Origin of the sequence: Pseudomonas sp. AB6, assembly GCF_034314105.1 — a bacterium.
In the GTDB taxonomy this organism is placed as follows: domain Bacteria; phylum Pseudomonadota; class Gammaproteobacteria; order Pseudomonadales; family Pseudomonadaceae; genus Aquipseudomonas.
Genome location: NZ_JAVIWJ010000001.1, coordinates 665,689 through 682,335 on the forward strand (window position 1 = coordinate 665,689; position 16,647 = coordinate 682,335).

Here is a 16,647-nt window from a genome sequence, read left to right on the forward strand (position 1 = left end):
TTCAATAGCCGTTGCGGCGCAACAGTGTGTCAATACTGTCCTTTGATGGGCGTCCGTAAAACTTCAGCAACTGCGCTGCACGGTTAGTGAAGAAACCGTCGGCGCCACGCATGCTCAGCGCTTTGAAATCTTCGGCAGCATCGACGGTGTAAGGGTGAATCAATAGACCCCGGTCATGGGCCATTTTGGTCATCCACGGCTTGACCATGTCCATGTAACTCTGATCCCCACCGTGCTTGAGCACTGAGGCGGGACCAATCCCCGAGGCGCCGTGGGCTTTAGCCCAATCCATCCAAGCGGCAAACTCTGCTTCTGACTTTACCTCGCGTTTTGCGTAGAAGGCCGCTTTGTCCTTGGCGCCAGAGGCTTTGAAATCCACCGTCGAGCTAGCTTCCATGTAGCCGTCGCCGATCCACAGCAACAGTACTTTAGGCACTTGTGGCATGTTTTTTTGCAACAGTTCCAGGCTAGGCCTTTCGAAAGTCTGCAAAATCACGCGGCCCGGTGTATTGGCGACATTTACGTGGCCCTTGGCTGCCGCGGGGCGTTGGTCGAGCCAGCCGCGTTTGGCCAATAGTTTCTGCAAATCCTCTTCTACACCTGGAAACTGTGCCGGTAATTTGGTTTCGACATACAGCCCCGGCTTGTTCTCACCCTCTTCAGCGATGTTGATAACTTCATTGAGTGTCAGAATCTTCAAGCCGACATAGCTACTGCGCGCCCTGGCGGGGAAGGCTGCGTTAAACCAAGAACCGGCATCGAGGCGCTTGAGTTCTTCCAGAGTGAAAGTGCTGATGGGATCGTTAACCCGCTCGGGATAGACCTGCGCGATGTTGGTGGTGCGCCCGAGGGTATTGTCGTGCAGCGCAATCAGTACTCCATCTTTGGTGCGCTGAATATCCATCTCTAAATAGTCGGCACCCAGATCGCGAGCCAATGCATACGAGGGGATGGTCTCTTCAGGTGCATCGAATGAGGCGCCCCGATGGCCAATGACCGCTGGCCAGGGAACGCCAATTTTTTCTGCAAGCGCTTTGCCGGGATGTTCCATGGCTAAGCTTGTTTCGCTCAAAAAGAGGGCGCTGACTAGCAGTGTTAGAAGCCCGAGTTTTTTTGGAATTTGATTTAGCATCATTGGACCTTCCTTATCAGTCATCAGACAGTGGCGGTTGCACTGTAGCAAGTCATGCATGACGGATTGGCGAAGGATCGCGCCGCGACGCTATTTAACGTGGCAATGCTTTCAGGCGCCGGCGCACAAAGCGCAATAATGCAAGCATCAACCCCACCACAATGATTGCCAAAAGCGCATCTTGTTCGTAGCGCTTGATGTCCGCGAACAACCACTCCAGGGATTGACCGAATAGGAAACCGATCCCGGCTATCAGCGGTGCCCAAATGGCGGCCCCGATCAGATTAAGCAGGATGAAGCGCGAAGCCGGAACATTGCTCATGCCAATGGTGATGGGCCCCGCGATACGTAAGCCATACATAAACCGTACGCAGATGATCAGCCCGGTTTGATAGCGCTCTAGCAGGAGGCTAACCCGCCGGGCGCTGGGTTGCAGTTTCGGGAAGCGCTCCAACAGCCGACTGCCGTAGCGGCGCCCGATCATGAAGAACAACATGTCGCTTAATGCTCCACCGCACATTGCGATAAGCGCCAGTACCGGGAACGACAAATAACCTTCATGAGCCGCAAAGCCGGCAATTATCAGGACTGTTTCCCCTTCCAGGGCCGCTCCAATAAAAACGGCCAGATAGCCGTATTCAGCAATTACCTGTGTCAGCGTCATACGCCATCCTTATGAAGTAGGGCCATGCGCCTGAATTGACTGATCGCCGTGGCGGTTTGTTCCGTTGGCTGGCTGGCTGGTTCGAACTGCCAATTGCAGCCTTCGGCAGCGCCACAGAAGATCTGGTCCCCTAACCAATCGTCTTCTTCGGCAGGCCAACTCCCACAGAACCTGAGTCTGGCACGATTCTGGGAGCAGGCTTGCCTGCGAACGTTACGGGGCGGTGTGCACTGGCTCCAGGCGCAGCGGTTTATCGCGCCAAGACCATCGCGAAGTAGCCGAACACAGTCAGCAGAATCCCCGACACGGCATACGCCACGGGAAAGCCAATCCACGGCACGGTGCTGTCGATTTCTTTTGCTGCTTCGCGTGCGGGGCCTGAGTGGCTGCGGGCACCGGCGACGCCGCCCATGAGGATGGCCGGGTTGATCTTGAACACGTGGAAGCCGATGGCCCAGACGATAAACGGTGGAATGGTGCAGGCCACGAAGCCCAAACCGAATATCTTCAGAGCAATGATCGCGCTCAGTTGCGACACTAGGCTGGCCCCGGCATTGACGCCGACGATGGCGACGAAAAAGATCAGGCCCATGTCTTCCAGGATGTTCCGTGCAGCGTTCGGGGTGTTGCCGAAGAAGCGCACCCGCGATACCAGCGACGAAACGATAATGCCCGAGACCAACAGGCCGCCAGCGTTACCCAGACCCACCGAAGCGCCGAACGCTGGCACTTGCACCAGACCAATCAACAGCCCCAGCACCATGCCCAGCGACAGGGTGAGCAGGTCAGTCGCCGTGCTTGGACGTGCGACTTTGCCGAGGAGTGCGGCGGCTTTGTCGATCGCACTGCGCAGACCGATCAAGTGCAGCACGTCCATCCGCTGCAAGCGTGTTTCCAGACCGATAGGCAGCGGCGCGCCTCCTCGTTCGATGCCCAGCAACTGCACCTGGCCGGCAATTGGTGAAGTGCTGAATTCCTTGAGCGCCTTACCAATGGCGTCATGGTGGGTCACCAGAATCTCTGCTTCGTCTAACGGAATGTTCAGCGCACGGGCGTCTGGCACTTCAGGCCCGATCAGGCCCATATGGTCAGTCAGCACATCAAGGCTACCGCCCAAGGCGATGACGTCACCCAGTTGCAACACCAGGCTCGGGTCGGCACCGAGCAATTGGGTGCCGCGCTCGACGTTCTCGATCTGATATTGAGCAAAGTGCTCGCGAAACTGGCTGATGGTTTTGCCTTCGTACTCAGGATTGACCAGTCGATACGCCCGTAAGTCAAAGGGGCGATAACCGCTCAGGCCCGCATCATCGACGTTCGGAACGCCGTGTTCGATCTCATATTCCTTGGCCGCCTTGCGCGCATCCACGCCCCACCAACGTGGCAGGTATTTGCAGATCAGGATGATCCCCACCGTGCCCCATATGTAGGTGATGCCATACGATAAGGCAATCATCGCGGTGGCGGCTGCTGCCGTGGTGCCGGGTGGCAACGGCACAACCCCGGAAGTAATTGCCTGTTCCGCCGAGCCGATGGCTGCCGACATGGTTTGAGAACCGGCGAGAATCCCGCCCGCAGCACCAACCGGCAGCGACAACAGTTTCGTGCCCGCCACCACAATCCCCAACCCAAGGAACGACGACAAAACTGCCAGAAAGGTGAACTTCAGCCCGTCACCTTTCAAGCTGTTGATGAACGACGGACCCACACGAAGGCCGACGCCATACATAAACAGGTAATAAAACAGACTTTTGGTGAAGCTATTGAGCTCCAGGTGGATGCCATACGCGGCGGCCCAAGAGGCTATCGCGCAACCAATGACGATGGCGGCCGCCACTGGACCGAGGCCGTAGCCTTTAATACTGCCACGACCAACCCACACCGACAGACCAACCACCACGAACAGCAAAATGTACGGGTTGCTCTGTAAAAATGTCAGAAATGCAATCACTGTGACCTCGCGCTCTGCGATGAAACGCTATAAACACCGGGCAAACGCTTTGCCCGGTGGGGTTCAAGGTCGAACTAAGCCGCGTCGATTGGAGTGGCAGCGACAGCACCATGGTTGAAGCTCGGGCCGGCCTCAGACGCCAATACCGGATTCTTTTGCAGGAAGGCGATGGCCTTGCGCAAGTCATCCAGCAGCAAGCCAATCAGGTCGCGGCTGACACCATGCCGTACCAATACCCGCTGGACGACAATGTCCTGGCGGTCAGAGGGCAGTGGGTACGACGCAATCTGCCAGCCGCGCATCCGTACCCGTTCCGACAAGTCATACAGGCTAAACCCGTGGTCGATGCCGTCCTTGAGCTTGTAACAAACCGCTGGCAAACCGTCTTTGCCGTCGTAGACTAATTCCAATGGGCCGAGCTTGGTAATTTCACCCGCCAGCCACTGCGCAGTGTCCGAACAGGCTTGCTGGATGCGGGTGTAGCCGTCCCGGCCCAAACGCAGAAAGTTGTAATACTGCGCGATGATTTCACCGCCTGGGCGACTGAAGTTCAGGGCAAAAGTCGCCATGTTGCCGCCCAGATAATCGACGTAGAAAATCAGCTCTTCTGGCAGATCGGTTTTCGAGCTCCAAATGATCCAGCCCACGCCCAGTGGCGCGAGGCCATATTTGTGACCGGAGGCATTGATCGATTTGACCCGCTCGATCTGGAAGTCCCACTTCAATTCTTGCTGAATGAACGGGGCGATAAAGCCGCCGCTGGCCGCGTCCACGTGGATCGGGATATTCAGCCCGAGGTCACGCTGCATGGCGTCCAATTCGGCTGCCAACGCCGCAACGGGTTCGTAGATACCGGTAAAGGTCACGCCCAGCGTGGCAACCACACCGATGGTGTTTTCGTCGCAATATGCACGCAGGTCGGCTGGCTCCAGGCCCAACGCATTACCACGCAACGGTACTTCACGAATTTCCACATCGAAATAACGGGCAAACTTCTTCCAGCAAATCTGCACCGGACCGCACACGAAGTTGGGTTTGTCGGTGGTCAGACCGGCTTCTTCGCGGAGTTTTTTCCAGGTCCATTTCAACGCCAAGCCGCCGAGCATAGCCGCTTCGCTGGAACCGGTGGTCGAACAACCCACGGTTTGCCAGGACTTCGGCGCATGCCACAGATCGGCAATGATGTGCACGCAACGGTTCTCGATCTCGGCCGTTTGCGGATATTCGTCTTTGTCGATCATGTTCTTGTCGAGGGCGTCAGCCATCAACTTCTGCACTTCGGGTTCGACCCAAGTGGTACAGAACGTCGCTAGGTTTTGCCGGGAATTACCGTCCAGCAACAGCTCGTCGCGGACCAGGTTGTAAGCCGCCGATGGCGCAGTCGAATGATCAGGCAGCCGATACTTGGGCAGGCGTCGTTGCGACGTGCCACTGGAGTAAACATCTTCGATAGCGTCGTCGCGGGTTTCAACGGTTTGATGGAGTGCCATGGAATCCTACTCTGCAGAAATGAGGGAAAGGCGATAGCCCTGGCCGCGATGTACAGCAGATCCAGCCGCGTCAAAGCGTGCTGCAAAAACGTGAACCTAGAACAGACAAACGTTTGGACGATACGTGCGGCGAGAACTTTTACCGGCTCGGGGGGCGGCGTGTTCGGGGAAATGTAGTCAAATTCGATGCGTAACTAACCCCTGTAACCCTACGCTGAATAGGGTGGGTCTTTATTGATCCAGATCAGTTATTCAGAAGGGTCAGGTTTTTGTTCAAACCACGTTCTGTGAACTGACCCGAGAGTGGTTTAAATGTGATTGATCTCCTTCAACCAACTATCCAAGTCCATGATTTCGTTATCGCTGATGGTATGGCCAATCCCCAGATACGCATGGGATTCAGGCGTAATGCCCAATTCTTTCAACCAGGTTTCAGCGTCGGTTGCGCCAACATAGGGAACTCTCTGGTCGGCGGTGCCGTGACCGATAAACACGTCAAGCGCCTTGAAACCCGGTAGCGGCTGCAACTCGGATTTCAACATCGGCAAGATCTTGCCGCTCAACGCGGCAAATCCACGGAGGATGTCCGGGTGCCGCAGAGCTACCTCATAGGACATGATTGCGCCCTGACTAAACCCGATCAAAAACACCTTATCCGGCTGGGTGTGGTACTTCTCGGTGGCTTTGGCCACAAAGTCTGAAATCAACGCTTCACTGTTTCTCAGGTCGTCGGTCTCGCCATCGTAGGGGCCGTCGCCGGGTTTTTTGTTAAACCACTGATAGCTGCCGGGTCCGACCTCGAGCGGTGCTCGCGCCGATAAAAAAGTGTACTCGGTGGGCAGTTGATCCTTGATGTCGAACAGGTCGGCTTCATTGGCGCCGGAGCCATGCAGGAAAATAATCAGCGGCTTGTTTCGGGATTGTCCGTCAGTCTGTTCGAGGTAACTCAGGGGCAGGTCGGTCAGGAGGGGGGATTGAGCGTGAACGGCGGATGACGCGAGGATCAACAATGCAGCGAGGAATCTGATCATATGCCTGCCTTTCACAGCCTGTCCGGATCGAGGACGGAGCTTAGCATCTTGGGTTACTGCTATTTGTTATCGCGCATTGAACGCAAGTCTCCGGCTTCTCTTGCGCATCAGTGCACGGCATTATTGCGACCCACTCGAGAGCCACTGGAGCAGAAGATATATGGACACCCGCGATACCCCAGTCTTACGCGATGCCACGGACGACGACCTGCCCGGTGTGCAATCCATTTACGCGGCGCATGTGCTCGGGGGGATTGCCAGCTTTGAACTGGACGCGCCCAGCGTGGCCGACATGGTGAGTCGGCGGTCCGATATTCTTTCCAAAGGATTGCCCTATCTGGTCGCGGAGCTGGCGGGCGAGGTGGTGGGTTATGGTTACGCGACCCTTTACCGACCGCGTGCGGGTTACCGCTTTACGGTAGAGGATTCGGTCTATGTGCGTGACGGCATGGGCGGGAAGGGTATTGGCCAGGCGCTACTCGGCGCAATCATTGAGCGCTGTACCCATGGTGGTTCGCGGCAAATGATCGCGATCATTGGCAACAGCGAAAACTACGCGTCGATCCGGCTGCACGAACGCCTCGGTTTTCGTCGCGTGGGGGTGTTTGAGTCGGTGGGTTTCAAGCACGGGCGCTGGGTGGACACAGTCCTGATGCAGCGGGCGTTAGGTGACTAAGTGGCGCATTCCTACAAGGGCTTGGGTTTTGCTGTGCGCTCCATCCTGAGTCGCCAGCGCCCGTTAAAACTAAGCTCGGTCATCGACAGCGGTTCGATGTCGATGGCGTTGAACGCAGTCGTCGGGCACTGCAGCGCATGGACGATCGCTGCCCGGATGACGAAGGGATGAGTGATCGCGACAACATGGCCTGGGGTGCGCAAGGTCTCGAGCCACGCGCTGACGCGGGCGCAAACGTCGGCAATGGACTCGCCACCGTGGGGGGCGCTCATGCTGTCGGTAAGCCAAGTGTTAAGGGCTTCGGGTTCATGGGCCTGGAGGTCGTCGATGCGGTGCCCTTGCCAGCGTCCGAAATCGCAGTCGCGCAGAGCGGGCGCAATGTCCATCTCGGTTCCGAACAGCAGGGCGGTCTGCCGCGTGCGGGCTTCCGGTGCGCTCAGTAGCTGAGCCAAGGTTTTGAAGTGTCCCGACAACGATCCTGCTGACGATTGCCACGCCATCTCTATGGGTTCGTCTTGCGGAAAACGGCCGAGCTTTTGCGCCACGGTTCGGGCGTGGCAGATCAACGTCAGACGGGTTGCCATGGCGGTCCACACTGGTTTTACAAGTCGAGAAGAGTACACTGCCCGAGCATTTGCATCATCTTGCAAAGCAGGAAGCCGGTTTGAATCCGGCGCGGTCGCGCCACTGTGTTCGGTCAATGCCGTAAGCCAGACCTTGTTTTGTCCATCCTGTTATCCGTTTTGGGACGCGAGTTCCCTGGAGACACCATGACTTTTAATACGACCACTCATACCGATACTTCGCTGCCGATTATCCCGCTTGGCGAGATTTTGCCGTGGGCGGTGTTTGTTGGTTTGCTGTTGATGCTTGCGCTGTATTTCGTTGGCGCAGAACAAGGCGCAACATCGATGTTCTCCGGTATGTATGTCCATGAGTTTGTGCATGACGGTCGCCACTTGCTGGGCTTCCCTTGCCACTAACTTCGGGTACATGACATGACTGGGCAATTATTGGTAAGGGGAATGCTGGTGGGATTACTTGCCGGCCTTCTTGCGTTTGGCTTTGCAAGAGTTTTTGGCGAGCCACAGATCGACCGGGCCATTGCCTTCGAAGAGCTGCACCTGTCGGCGACGCACGACGGCGCACAAGAAGAAGAGTTGGTCAGCCGCCAAGTACAAAGTACCCTCGGCTTGTTCACCGGCATCATTGCGTATAGCGTCTCGCTAGGCGGCATCTTCGCCTTGGTGTTTGCTTATACTTTGGGCCGGGCTGGTAACGTCGGCCCGCGTGGGCTTGCGGCATTGTTGGCGCTTGCGGCCTTCGTTGCGATTATTTTGGTGCCGGGTTTGAAGTACCCCGCCAATCCGCCCTCGATTGGCGATCCTGCAACCATCGGCAAACGCACCAAGCTGTTCTTCTTGATGATGCTGCTCTCCGTGGCGGCGATGGTCATTGCGATCAACGCCGCACGTAAGCTAATTGCCACTCGCGGTATCTGGAACGGCGCGTTGTTGGCTGTAGGGTTATATGCCGTGATCATGATTTTAGCGGCGGCGATGTTTCCTACCGTCAATGAAGTACCGGACGGTTTTTCTGCCGTGTTGCTCTGGAAATTTCGTACCGCGGCGCTGGGCATTCAGATCGTACTGTGGACCACCGTTGGCCTGGCCTTTGGCTGGCTGGCAGAGCGAAATCTCAATCCACTGAACTCACCGCCTCGGGCGAAGCTTCAATCCTGAGAAGAGGCCCGCCGCGTGCGGGCCTTTTACTGTCTATCATCCTTCGTGGTTTAACGCTGTCTGACTCCGTTACGAGAGGGAAGTATGACGACTGTTCTAGTGCTGGTAGAAACCATCAATGACTACCTGCCGATTATTGAAGACAGTGGCTTTACCCTGATTCTTGCGCCGACCCCAGCGGAGCGCGCCAAGGCTATTGCCACCCACGGCGAGCAGATCAATGCGGTGTTGACCCGAGGTCCGCTGGGTTTCTACGCCGACGAAATCGCCGCGCTTCCGCATTTGGAGATCATCTGCGTGATTGGCGCCGGTTATGAACATGTGGATCTTAATGCCGCCCGGGCTCGGGGTGTTGTGGTAACCAACGGAGCAGGGGTCAACGCGCCGTCGGTGGCCGATCACGCCATGGCCTTGTTGCTGTCGCTGGTGCGGGATATTTCACGGGCTGACGCCTCGGTTCGACGCGGTGAATGGAACAAAATCATGCGGCCTTCATTGGCCGGCAAACGCCTTGGGATTCTCGGTATGGGCTCTGTGGGCATGGCTATCGCCAAACGTGCTCTGGGATTCGACATGTCAGTCAGCTACCACAATCGTCGCCCGCGCAGCGACGTGCCCTACGCTTATTGCGCCACGCCGGAGGCGCTGGCGAGTGCGTCGGACTTCTTCATCGTCGCCACGCCGGGTGGGGCTGGCACCCATCAGTTGGTAGACAAGGCCGTGCTTGAAGCGCTGGGTCCAGACGGTTTTATCGTCAATATTGCCCGTGCCAGCGTGATCGCGACGGCGGACCTGATCGATGCCCTGGAACACAAACGCATCGCAGGCGCCGCGCTGGATGTGTTCGATGACGAACCGCGAGTGTCCGATACGCTGAAAGCTTTGAACAATGTGGTATTGACTCCGCATGTCGCCGGTCTGTCACCGCAAGCGTCCCAAGGAACCGTGCAATTGGTGGCGGATAACCTATTGGCGTATTTTTCCGGAAAGCCCGTGCTGACGCCGGTTCCGCTCCCGGGGAGTTGAAGCTTAAACTGCATCGGACCTACCCTAACGCAGCCAACCTACAGCGACTTAAGTAAGCGGGGCGCTTGATGGTGTATGTTTCTTGGCGGTTCGCAGCGCCACCAAAGGCTAGCTGCCAGAGGAGTTTCGGCGCCAGCGCGAGTTAACTCAGGAGAGAATGGATGGGTAGCGAAAAAATACGTATTGCGCTAGTCGGTGATTACGATTCAACCGTAACGGCCCATCAGGCGATTCCTTTGGCGCTGGACCGGGTAGCTAATGACGAAGGATTGTCAGTTGCCTTTGACTGGTTACCCACGTCCGAGGCCCATGACAACCTTGCGTTGGCTCGGTTTGACGGGCTGTGGTGCGTTCCGGCCAGTCCTTATCAAGACCCCGAGGGAGCGTTTAATGCCATCCGTTTTGCCCGCGAGCAGCAGGTGCCGTTTCTCGGCACTTGCGGCGGGTTCCAGCACGCGGTGATTGAATACGCGCGCAATGTGTTGGGGTGGGAGGACGCGGAACATGCCGAAACCTCGCCCGAGGCGCAGCGCGCCGTTATCGCGCCGTTGAGTTGCGCATTGGTCGAAAAGGCAGACGCTATCGAACTCGTTCCAGGCTCACTGATCGCCAACGCCTATGGCGCGCTGAACACTACGCAAACCTACCGCTGCCGATTTGGCCTCAATACCGCGTTTGCGCAGGCGCTGCTGACGGGGCCTTTGACAGGTACGGGTCATGACCAGACCGGCGACATTCGGGTGGTAGAACTGGCAGGTCATCCGTTTTTTGTCGCCACTTTGTTCCAGCCGGAAAGGGCTGCACTAGTGGGGGTGACGCCACCGTTGGTGGCAGCCTTTATTCGGGCGTGTTTTCTGCGTCGGGCCAGTGTGACAACTTCAATCAGGGACTGAGACGATGATTGCCAAAACACCTGCAGCACCTTACTACGCTGTGGTTTTCACCTCGCTGCGTACTGCTAATGACAACGACGGCTATGCCGAGGCTGCCGACCGAATGGTCGAGTTGGCCCGACAACAACCCGGTTTTCTTGGCGTTGAGTCGGCCCGTGGAGAGGATGGGCTGGGGATCACCGTGTCGTATTGGTCCAGCGAAGCCGCCATCCTTTCATGGAAGCATCACCCTGAACATGCCGCCATCAGAGAACAAGGCCGCGCCACCTGGTATCGAGCCTGCACCACCCGAGTCAGCAAGGTTGAACGGGCGTATTCGTTTGAGGTGGGGTGAAGGGTCCACCTCCAAGCTCTACAGGTTGTTTGTTGTCGTACTGGTGGGTCGTATCACCGGCGCATGGCTGTGGTGTACGTTTGGTGCGGTGTCGGCGGTACGTACCAGCAGCCAGGTGGCCAGCGCCGAGATGATTGCCACTGTCGCCGCAACAAACAGAATCGCTTGGTAGCCTGCGCCAAAGCTGCTCGTGGCCAATGAATTCAAGCCTGGCGCACCTCCGGTCAAATCTCCTGCAGCGATACTGCGAGTCAGGGCGTAGGCGTCGGCCGCCGTTGCGTTGGGAAGTCCACCGATTACCGAAGCTGCGATGCGATGGAACAAAACGGCACCCAGCGCGGCGAAACCGATCACTATGCCGCTGAAGCGCACAGTTCCGGAGATGCCCGAGGCCATGCCCGCTCGTTCAGGCGCGATGGTCGACATCGCAACCTTCGCCGTTTCTCCATTCAAAATCCCCGCTCCTGCCCCAGCGAGCAAAAGACCACCCAGCATCGAAACGTAATCCAAACGCGTGACTTCCAGGCCGAGCCAGAACAACCCGACGCTAATCGTCGCTAGTCCGAAGGTCAGCAAGGTGCGGCCACTAAACCGGTGCGTCAGGTAGGCGGCGGTCACGCGCGGCACGATGAACAGCGGCACGGCAATGGGTAGCATCATCAGACCGGCGGTTTGTGGGCTGTAACCCAAGCCGCTCTGAAAATAGATCGGCAGGTAGGTCAGCATGGTCAGCAGCGAGGCCGCGTAAGCCAGGCCCGCGATTATGGCACCGACGTAGGTGTGCCGACGGAAAACTGCCAAGTCCATCATTGGGCGTTCTTGTCGAGTTTCGACCAGTAAAAACAAGGCGAACAGCAGGGCCGCGCTGGCCAGTTCGAGCATTACGCGCAGACTGCCCCAGCCTTCATGGTTGCCGGAGATCAACGCCAGGGTGATCAAGAACAGGCTGCTGCTGAAGGTCACCACACCGAGGTAGTCAATGGTGTTGGCCTGGGGATCACGGGATTCTTTCAACGTGCGCATCACCAGTACAATCATCGCCACCCCGACCGGAACGTTGATGTAGAACGCCCATACCCAGCCAAAATGCTCGGTGATATAACCGCCGACCACGGGGCCCAGGGAAATCGCGATACCGATTACCGAACCCCAAAACGCGAAGGCCTTGGCTCGGTCAGCGCCGCGAAACGAATGTGACAACGTCGCCAGTGCCGCGCTTAGCAACAGCGCGGCGCCCACCCCTTGCAGGGCACGGGCGGCGTTGAGCGCGGTGACATTGGGCGCGGTGCCACAAATAAATGAAGCCAGGGTAAAAATGGCCAGACCGATGATCAGCACACGCTTACGGCCGTAACGATCCGCCAAGGCACCGGCCGGCATGACCAGCGAGGCAAAGGTTAGGGTATAAGCGCTGATCACCCATTCGATGTCGGCAAAGTCAGCGTTGAACGACTGCGCAATGGACGACAGCGACACCGCGACTATATTGGAGTCCAAATTGATCATGAACGACGGAATAGAGACGCACAGCAAGATGAGGAATCGTTGCAAGCCATCGATGGGGCTATGGGTTTCGGTGCTCATGCGTGGCGGTCTCGGGTCGATGGATGAGCATTTGAACAGCGATTCGTTTGTGCAGCAAAACGAATGAGGGTATATGCTCCTATTGCAATTTGCGGGTATATGCCTGTAATCGTCAAGTGTTTCTTTTAGGTCCAATGCCCACAAGGGCCAGACACACAGGAACAAGCAGTCTATGAACAGTTCTTCCAGCAACCTCCGGGCACCTATTCAACTGAGCGGCGGTTTCGTGGTGCCCGAGCAAGTCCTTTGCCATGCCACCAGCTTGCGCAAAGCGACCCGGCGCATTTCGCAGATGTACGACGTGGTGTTGGCCCCCTGCGGACTGCGCTCAACCCAGCGCTCGATTCTGATGCAGATCGCCCGCAGCCAAGTGCCGTCGATGAGCGAGCTGGCAGCGGCACTGGTGCTTGATCGCTCCGCGCTTGCGCATACCCTAAAACCGTTGGAGCGCGATGGGTTTGTATCGGTGGAGATCGATCCGAAAGACCGGCGCAGCCGCCTGGTCAAGCTGACGCCAGTGGGGGAGGCCAAGCTGATTGAATCCCAGGCGTTGTGGCTGCAAGCGCAAGCCTGTTTCGAATCGGTCTTGGGTACCGAAAAGGCCAGCGAACTGCGCGCAGCTCTCACGTCCATCGCGTCAGGCGATTACCTGTAGGCGGTCGCGGCAGACTGAACCGGATCAGCTGGCTTCGCGCACTTGGGAGGGCGCGATGACCAATGCCGCTTGGCGTGCGGCTTTGGCGCGGCCGGTCTGGACGATGTATACCCCAGCAAGAATCGCGGCGACCGCTAGCAAATCCATCGGATGAACCGGCTCTTGAGCCACAAAGAAGCCAATCAATAGCGCCACCACTGGCGGGATGTACGTGACGGATGCTGCTGCCAACGCGCCCAGACGCTGGACGATGAAGTAATAAAGAATGTAGGCGACGCCAGTACCCAACAGACCCAGCCCCAGGGACACACCGAGAAACGCACGCTGGTCGACGAGCAGGTGATCGACGCCGTGCAGGTCGGTGACGGCGGCGATCACCATCAGCGCAAGGCCGATTTGATAGGTCGACAACGCCACCGCCGAGATCCCCAGCCCGGACACAAACCGTTTGGCGTAGACGAACGAGCAACCGAGGCTGAGCGAACCCGCCACCATGTACAGAACACCCTCAAGCGAAATGCCACCGGCGCCGGTGGCCCACGGCCGGGCAATCAGCAGTACACCGACAAACCCCAACGCGACGCCCATGCCGACGCGACGGGTCAGCGGTTCCTGGCGTAGAAACAAAAATGCGCAGGCGAAGGTAAACAGTGGAATCGCACCGCTCAGCATCCCGGCCACGCTGGACAGCAGCATCGAGGTGCCCTTTGCGAAGGCGTAGTAATAAATGTCAGTGGCCAGCAGCGCCATCACTAAAAAGTGATGGGCATGCCGTAAGTGGCTCCAACGCAACGCGCGGGTCGCCAAGGCAAAGATCAGGATGGGCAAGAAGCCAAACAGAACCCGCAGCAGCACGATTTGCGAAGGTGTGATCAGGGCCGCGGCCCATTTCATGTAGATAAAATTGGTGCCCCAGATCACGCCAAGTAAGGCAAAGGCTATGTAGGCGATATTTTTCATGGGGGTACCTGTGAGGTGAGGCGGTGAAAAACCGATTGTGCTCCGTCCGTTGGATCGGCTACAAATCATCATCTGTGCTGAATGGAATAGAAAATCTTCACCATGAAAAATTCACCGCCCTTAAAATCGCTGATTTACTTCGAATCGGCCATGCGGCTCAATAGTTTTTCTCTGGCTGCGGCTGAGCTGTTTGTCACCCCGGGCGCAGTCGGTCAGCAGATTCGCAGCCTTGAACAGTGGCTCGGTGTCGCGCTATTTACTCGGCACATTCGCCAAGTCAGGCCAACCGAAGATGGCTTGGCCTATTGGGCTCGGATTCAACCGGCGTTGGCGCAAATCAACGAGGCCAGCCACACGTTGCGCGACCGACAAAGCAACAGCGTATGGCTGACGATGCCACCAGGCTTGGCGGCCAAATGGTTTGCGCGACGCATGTCCGGTTTCCTTCGGCAGCATCCAGAGATTGCCCTGCACCTCAGTTCCTCTGTGGCGCTGGTGGATTTCGCTAACGAGCGGGTGGACTTGGCGATCCGCCATTTCGATGGGCATGCTCCCGAACTCGATACGCATTTGCTCTATCAGGATCAGGCGCGGCTGTATTGCAGCCCGAGTTACGCCGCCCGTTTTGGACTGAAAACGCCTGAAGATTTGCGCCAGACGACGTTGTTGCACAGCACCCTGCACCCGCATTGGAACGATTGGCTGACGCGCTTCACGGCGATACCGACGGGGCAGGTGGTGCAAATGGCGGGGATTCATTTCGATCAGTCACTGATGGCCATCGAGGCTGCGCGGCATGATCAAGGCGTGGTATTGACCAGCCCGATGTTGACCGAAGAGGAGGTGAGCAGTGGCGCATTGATTGAGCCCTTCAGCCAGCGATTGCCGCTGGCCAAAGGTTTTTACGTGGTTCAACCGCGGCTATCGATCTCGCGCCCGGCAGTGCAGGCGCTAAGGGATTGGCTGATCGCCGAAGCGGCGACGCCACCTCCGTAGCGCCCTCTGCAAGTGTTTAAGGCATGACCGGCGGGAGGTACGCCAGTGTGGTGCCAAGAAACCACAGCAGGAACAGCACCAGCGGGGTGTGAATCAGGAATTGTACGAACGAGAAACCGATGAGGTCCCGCGCCTTCAGGCCCAGTACACCCAGCAGCGGCAGCATGTAGAACGGGTTGATCAGGTTTGGTAACGCTTCGGCTGCGTTGTAGATCTGAACCGCCCAGCCCAGGTGATACTTCAGGTCATTGGCGACTTGCATCACGTACGGCGCTTCGATAATCCACTTACCACCGCCCGACGGAATGAAGAAACCGAGTACCGCCGAGTACACGCCCATCAACAGCGCGTAGGTGTCATGGGAAGCGATGTGGGTAAAGAAGGTTGAAATGTGGTGCGCCAAGGTCTGCGCATCACTGCCTTTGACCGTGGTCATCAGCGCCGCGATTGAGCCGTAGAGTGGGAACTGGATCAGCACGCCGGTGGTGGTCGGGACCGCACGGGTCACCGCATCGAGAAAGCTGCGCGGACGCCAGTGCAGCAGGGCGCCGACCATGATGAACAGAAAGTTGTAGGTGTTCAGACCCGAAATGGCCGTGATCGCCGGTTTGGTCGAGAACTCATGAAACAACCAACCCGCCGCCAGCAACACTAACAGGATGATCAGGATCGGGCTGTATTCAAGCCACTCACCCGGACGCGAACGCTTCGGGATGGTGGGGATACTGAAGCTTGGATCGACACCGCAGGCTGCGGCATCGCGAGCACTGGCCGGGCCTGGCGCGGTGACGTAAGCGATGATCAGCGAGACAGCGATCAGCACCGCCAGCATGACCCCGGACTGCCACAAAAAGATGGTTTGGGTGAACGGAATCATACCGGTGATGGCGAGAATCGAAGGGGGTAGACTTCCGGGGTTGGCTTGCAACTGAGCGGCCGAGGACGAAAGCCCCAACGCCCAGACCGCGCCCAAGCCCAGATACGCTGCAGCGCCGGCAGCACGGTAATCCATGCGCAGTTCGGTGCGGCGCGCCAGGGCGCGAACCAATAACCCGCCAAATACCAGCGACAGGCCCCAGTTCAACAACGACGCAACCATCGCGATCAAGGCGACCCATGCCACCGCTGAACGACCGTTTTTCGGAATCTGCGCCAAGCGGTCAATCAGGCGAACGGCGGGCGGTGAACTGGCCACCACGTAACCGCCAATTACCACGAAGGCCATTTGCATGGTGAACGGAATCAGCGTCCAGAAGCCGTCGCCAAAGGCGTTGGCGACTTCGGTTGGTTTAGCGCCCATCGCCATGGTAGCAACCGCGACAATAACCACGGCCAATACAGCAAACACCCAGGAATCGGGAAACCAGCGTTCCGCCCAATTGGCACAACGCAGGGCAAAGCGGGCATAGCGGCTGTCTTCGATTTCGGCGGCCATGGGTCCTACCTTTATTAAAATTATTATTGAGCGGCCAAGTATTTGGCCCGCTCTTGTGTGTTGCAAAGCACTGGAGCT

The 16,647-nt window shown here is 57.6% G+C and carries 17 protein-coding genes and 1 riboswitch; of the genes, 8 read left to right on the forward strand and 9 right to left on the reverse strand.

Going from position 1 to position 16,647, the window contains the following annotated elements:
* Position 1 precedes the first annotated feature (1 nt).
* The 5 genes from RGW60_RS03075 to RGW60_RS03095 form a co-directional block, all read right to left on the reverse strand.
* On the reverse strand, positions 2-1,051 hold the full coding sequence (locus RGW60_RS03075) for a glycerophosphodiester phosphodiesterase (RefSeq protein WP_407074059.1): 1,050 nt from the start codon (positions 1,049-1,051) through the stop codon (positions 2-4).
* Positions 1,052-1,226: 175 nt separating this feature from the next.
* Complete coding sequence (locus tag RGW60_RS03080; protein ID WP_322202035.1) at positions 1,227-1,796, reverse strand: DedA family protein; 570 nt, start codon at positions 1,794-1,796, stop codon at positions 1,227-1,229.
* Positions 1,797-2,046: 250 nt separating this feature from the next.
* Positions 2,047-3,747 (reverse strand): TrkA C-terminal domain-containing protein, encoded by a 1,701-nt coding sequence (locus tag RGW60_RS03085; RefSeq protein ID WP_322202037.1) that lies wholly within the window; start codon positions 3,745-3,747, stop codon positions 2,047-2,049.
* A 74-nt stretch (positions 3,748-3,821) separates the two neighbouring features.
* Positions 3,822-5,237: a glutamate decarboxylase gene (locus RGW60_RS03090; protein WP_322202039.1), complete on the reverse strand. Its 1,416-nt coding sequence runs from the start codon at positions 5,235-5,237 to the stop codon at positions 3,822-3,824.
* Positions 5,238-5,545: 308 nt separating this feature from the next.
* The gene (locus tag RGW60_RS03095) at positions 5,546-6,268 is read right to left on the reverse strand and encodes a phospholipase (protein WP_322202041.1); all 723 of its coding nucleotides are present in this window, start codon (positions 6,266-6,268) and stop codon (positions 5,546-5,548) included.
* A gap of 160 nt (positions 6,269-6,428) precedes the next feature.
* Here RGW60_RS03095 and RGW60_RS03100 point away from each other — a divergent pair, with 160 nt between their 5' ends.
* Positions 6,429-6,944 (forward strand): N-acetyltransferase family protein, encoded by a 516-nt coding sequence (locus RGW60_RS03100; protein WP_322202043.1) that lies wholly within the window; start codon positions 6,429-6,431, stop codon positions 6,942-6,944.
* A gap of 11 nt (positions 6,945-6,955) precedes the next feature.
* Here the strand turns inward: RGW60_RS03100 and RGW60_RS03105 are convergent, their stop codons facing one another.
* Positions 6,956-7,528, reverse strand: coding sequence for a histidine phosphatase family protein (locus tag RGW60_RS03105; RefSeq protein WP_322202045.1), 573 nt, complete (start codon positions 7,526-7,528; stop codon positions 6,956-6,958).
* A gap of 14 nt (positions 7,529-7,542) precedes the next feature.
* Positions 7,543-7,684: riboswitch (cobalamin riboswitch) on the forward strand.
* A 30-nt stretch (positions 7,685-7,714) separates the two neighbouring features.
* Here RGW60_RS03105 and RGW60_RS03110 point away from each other — a divergent pair.
* From RGW60_RS03110 to RGW60_RS03130, 5 genes are all read left to right on the forward strand, one after another.
* Positions 7,715-7,927, forward strand: a complete 213-nt coding sequence (locus RGW60_RS03110) for a CbtB domain-containing protein (RefSeq protein ID WP_322202047.1) — start codon at positions 7,715-7,717, stop codon at positions 7,925-7,927.
* 15 nt (positions 7,928-7,942) lie between these two features.
* A complete protein-coding gene (locus RGW60_RS03115) occupies positions 7,943-8,686 on the forward strand; it encodes a CbtA family protein (RefSeq protein WP_322202049.1) in 744 nt (247 codons plus the stop codon).
* Positions 8,687-8,770: 84 nt separating this feature from the next.
* Positions 8,771-9,712: a 2-hydroxyacid dehydrogenase gene (locus RGW60_RS03120; RefSeq protein ID WP_322202051.1), complete on the forward strand. Its 942-nt coding sequence runs from the start codon at positions 8,771-8,773 to the stop codon at positions 9,710-9,712.
* 161 nt (positions 9,713-9,873) lie between these two features.
* Complete coding sequence (locus tag RGW60_RS03125; RefSeq protein WP_322202053.1) at positions 9,874-10,605, forward strand: CTP synthase; 732 nt, start codon at positions 9,874-9,876, stop codon at positions 10,603-10,605.
* 4 nt (positions 10,606-10,609) lie between these two features.
* Positions 10,610-10,939, forward strand: a complete 330-nt coding sequence (locus RGW60_RS03130) for an antibiotic biosynthesis monooxygenase (protein WP_322202055.1) — start codon at positions 10,610-10,612, stop codon at positions 10,937-10,939.
* Between the two features lie 18 nt (positions 10,940-10,957).
* On the opposite strand, the gene RGW60_RS03135 is transcribed toward RGW60_RS03130, so the two are convergent.
* The gene (locus RGW60_RS03135) at positions 10,958-12,523 is read right to left on the reverse strand and encodes an MFS transporter (protein ID WP_322202057.1); all 1,566 of its coding nucleotides are present in this window, start codon (positions 12,521-12,523) and stop codon (positions 10,958-10,960) included.
* Between the two features lie 172 nt (positions 12,524-12,695).
* Between RGW60_RS03135 and RGW60_RS03140 the strand changes: the two genes are divergently transcribed.
* The gene (locus tag RGW60_RS03140) at positions 12,696-13,178 is read left to right on the forward strand and encodes a MarR family winged helix-turn-helix transcriptional regulator (RefSeq protein ID WP_322202059.1); all 483 of its coding nucleotides are present in this window, start codon (positions 12,696-12,698) and stop codon (positions 13,176-13,178) included.
* Positions 13,179-13,202: 24 nt separating this feature from the next.
* Here the strand turns inward: RGW60_RS03140 and RGW60_RS03145 are convergent, their stop codons facing one another.
* Complete coding sequence (locus RGW60_RS03145) at positions 13,203-14,138, reverse strand: DMT family transporter (RefSeq protein WP_322202061.1); 936 nt, start codon at positions 14,136-14,138, stop codon at positions 13,203-13,205.
* A gap of 102 nt (positions 14,139-14,240) precedes the next feature.
* Here RGW60_RS03145 and RGW60_RS03150 point away from each other — a divergent pair, with 102 nt between their 5' ends.
* Entirely contained in the window at positions 14,241-15,134 is an 894-nt protein-coding gene (locus RGW60_RS03150; protein ID WP_322202063.1) for a LysR substrate-binding domain-containing protein, read from the forward strand.
* A 16-nt stretch (positions 15,135-15,150) separates the two neighbouring features.
* On the opposite strand, the gene RGW60_RS03155 is transcribed toward RGW60_RS03150, so the two are convergent.
* Positions 15,151-16,569 carry a short-chain fatty acid transporter gene (locus tag RGW60_RS03155; RefSeq protein ID WP_322202065.1) on the reverse strand — a complete coding sequence of 473 codons (1,419 nt, stop codon included), beginning with the start codon at positions 16,567-16,569 and terminating at the stop codon, positions 15,151-15,153.
* Positions 16,570-16,647: the final 78 nt, after the last annotated feature.

What these genes read in the sequence shown, in the direction of transcription:
- RGW60_RS03075 (WP_407074059.1), bottom strand. Translation starts at nt 1,051, where the DNA reads ATGGAACATCCCGGCAAAGCGCTTGCAGAAAAAATTGGCGTTCCCTGG.
- RGW60_RS03080 (WP_322202035.1), bottom strand. Translation starts at nt 1,796, where the DNA reads ATGACGCTGACACAGGTAATTGCTGAATACGGCTATCTGGCCGTTTTT.
- RGW60_RS03090 (WP_322202039.1), bottom strand. Translation starts at nt 5,237, where the DNA reads ATGGCACTCCATCAAACCGTTGAAACCCGCGACGACGCTATCGAAGAT.
- RGW60_RS03095 (WP_322202041.1), bottom strand. Translation starts at nt 6,268, where the DNA reads ATGATCAGATTCCTCGCTGCATTGTTGATCCTCGCGTCATCCGCCGTT.
- RGW60_RS03100 (WP_322202043.1), top strand. Translation starts at nt 6,429, where the DNA reads ATGGACACCCGCGATACCCCAGTCTTACGCGATGCCACGGACGACGAC.
- RGW60_RS03105 (WP_322202045.1), bottom strand. Translation starts at nt 7,528, where the DNA reads ATGGCAACCCGTCTGACGTTGATCTGCCACGCCCGAACCGTGGCGCAA.
- RGW60_RS03110 (WP_322202047.1), top strand. Translation starts at nt 7,715, where the DNA reads ATGACTTTTAATACGACCACTCATACCGATACTTCGCTGCCGATTATC.
- RGW60_RS03115 (WP_322202049.1), top strand. Translation starts at nt 7,943, where the DNA reads ATGACTGGGCAATTATTGGTAAGGGGAATGCTGGTGGGATTACTTGCC.
- RGW60_RS03120 (WP_322202051.1), top strand. Translation starts at nt 8,771, where the DNA reads ATGACGACTGTTCTAGTGCTGGTAGAAACCATCAATGACTACCTGCCG.
- RGW60_RS03125 (WP_322202053.1), top strand. Translation starts at nt 9,874, where the DNA reads ATGGGTAGCGAAAAAATACGTATTGCGCTAGTCGGTGATTACGATTCA.
- RGW60_RS03130 (WP_322202055.1), top strand. Translation starts at nt 10,610, where the DNA reads ATGATTGCCAAAACACCTGCAGCACCTTACTACGCTGTGGTTTTCACC.
- RGW60_RS03135 (WP_322202057.1), bottom strand. Translation starts at nt 12,523, where the DNA reads ATGAGCACCGAAACCCATAGCCCCATCGATGGCTTGCAACGATTCCTC.
- RGW60_RS03140 (WP_322202059.1), top strand. Translation starts at nt 12,696, where the DNA reads ATGAACAGTTCTTCCAGCAACCTCCGGGCACCTATTCAACTGAGCGGC.
- RGW60_RS03145 (WP_322202061.1), bottom strand. Translation starts at nt 14,138, where the DNA reads ATGAAAAATATCGCCTACATAGCCTTTGCCTTACTTGGCGTGATCTGG.
- RGW60_RS03150 (WP_322202063.1), top strand. Translation starts at nt 14,241, where the DNA reads ATGAAAAATTCACCGCCCTTAAAATCGCTGATTTACTTCGAATCGGCC.
- RGW60_RS03155 (WP_322202065.1), bottom strand. Translation starts at nt 16,569, where the DNA reads ATGGCCGCCGAAATCGAAGACAGCCGCTATGCCCGCTTTGCCCTGCGT.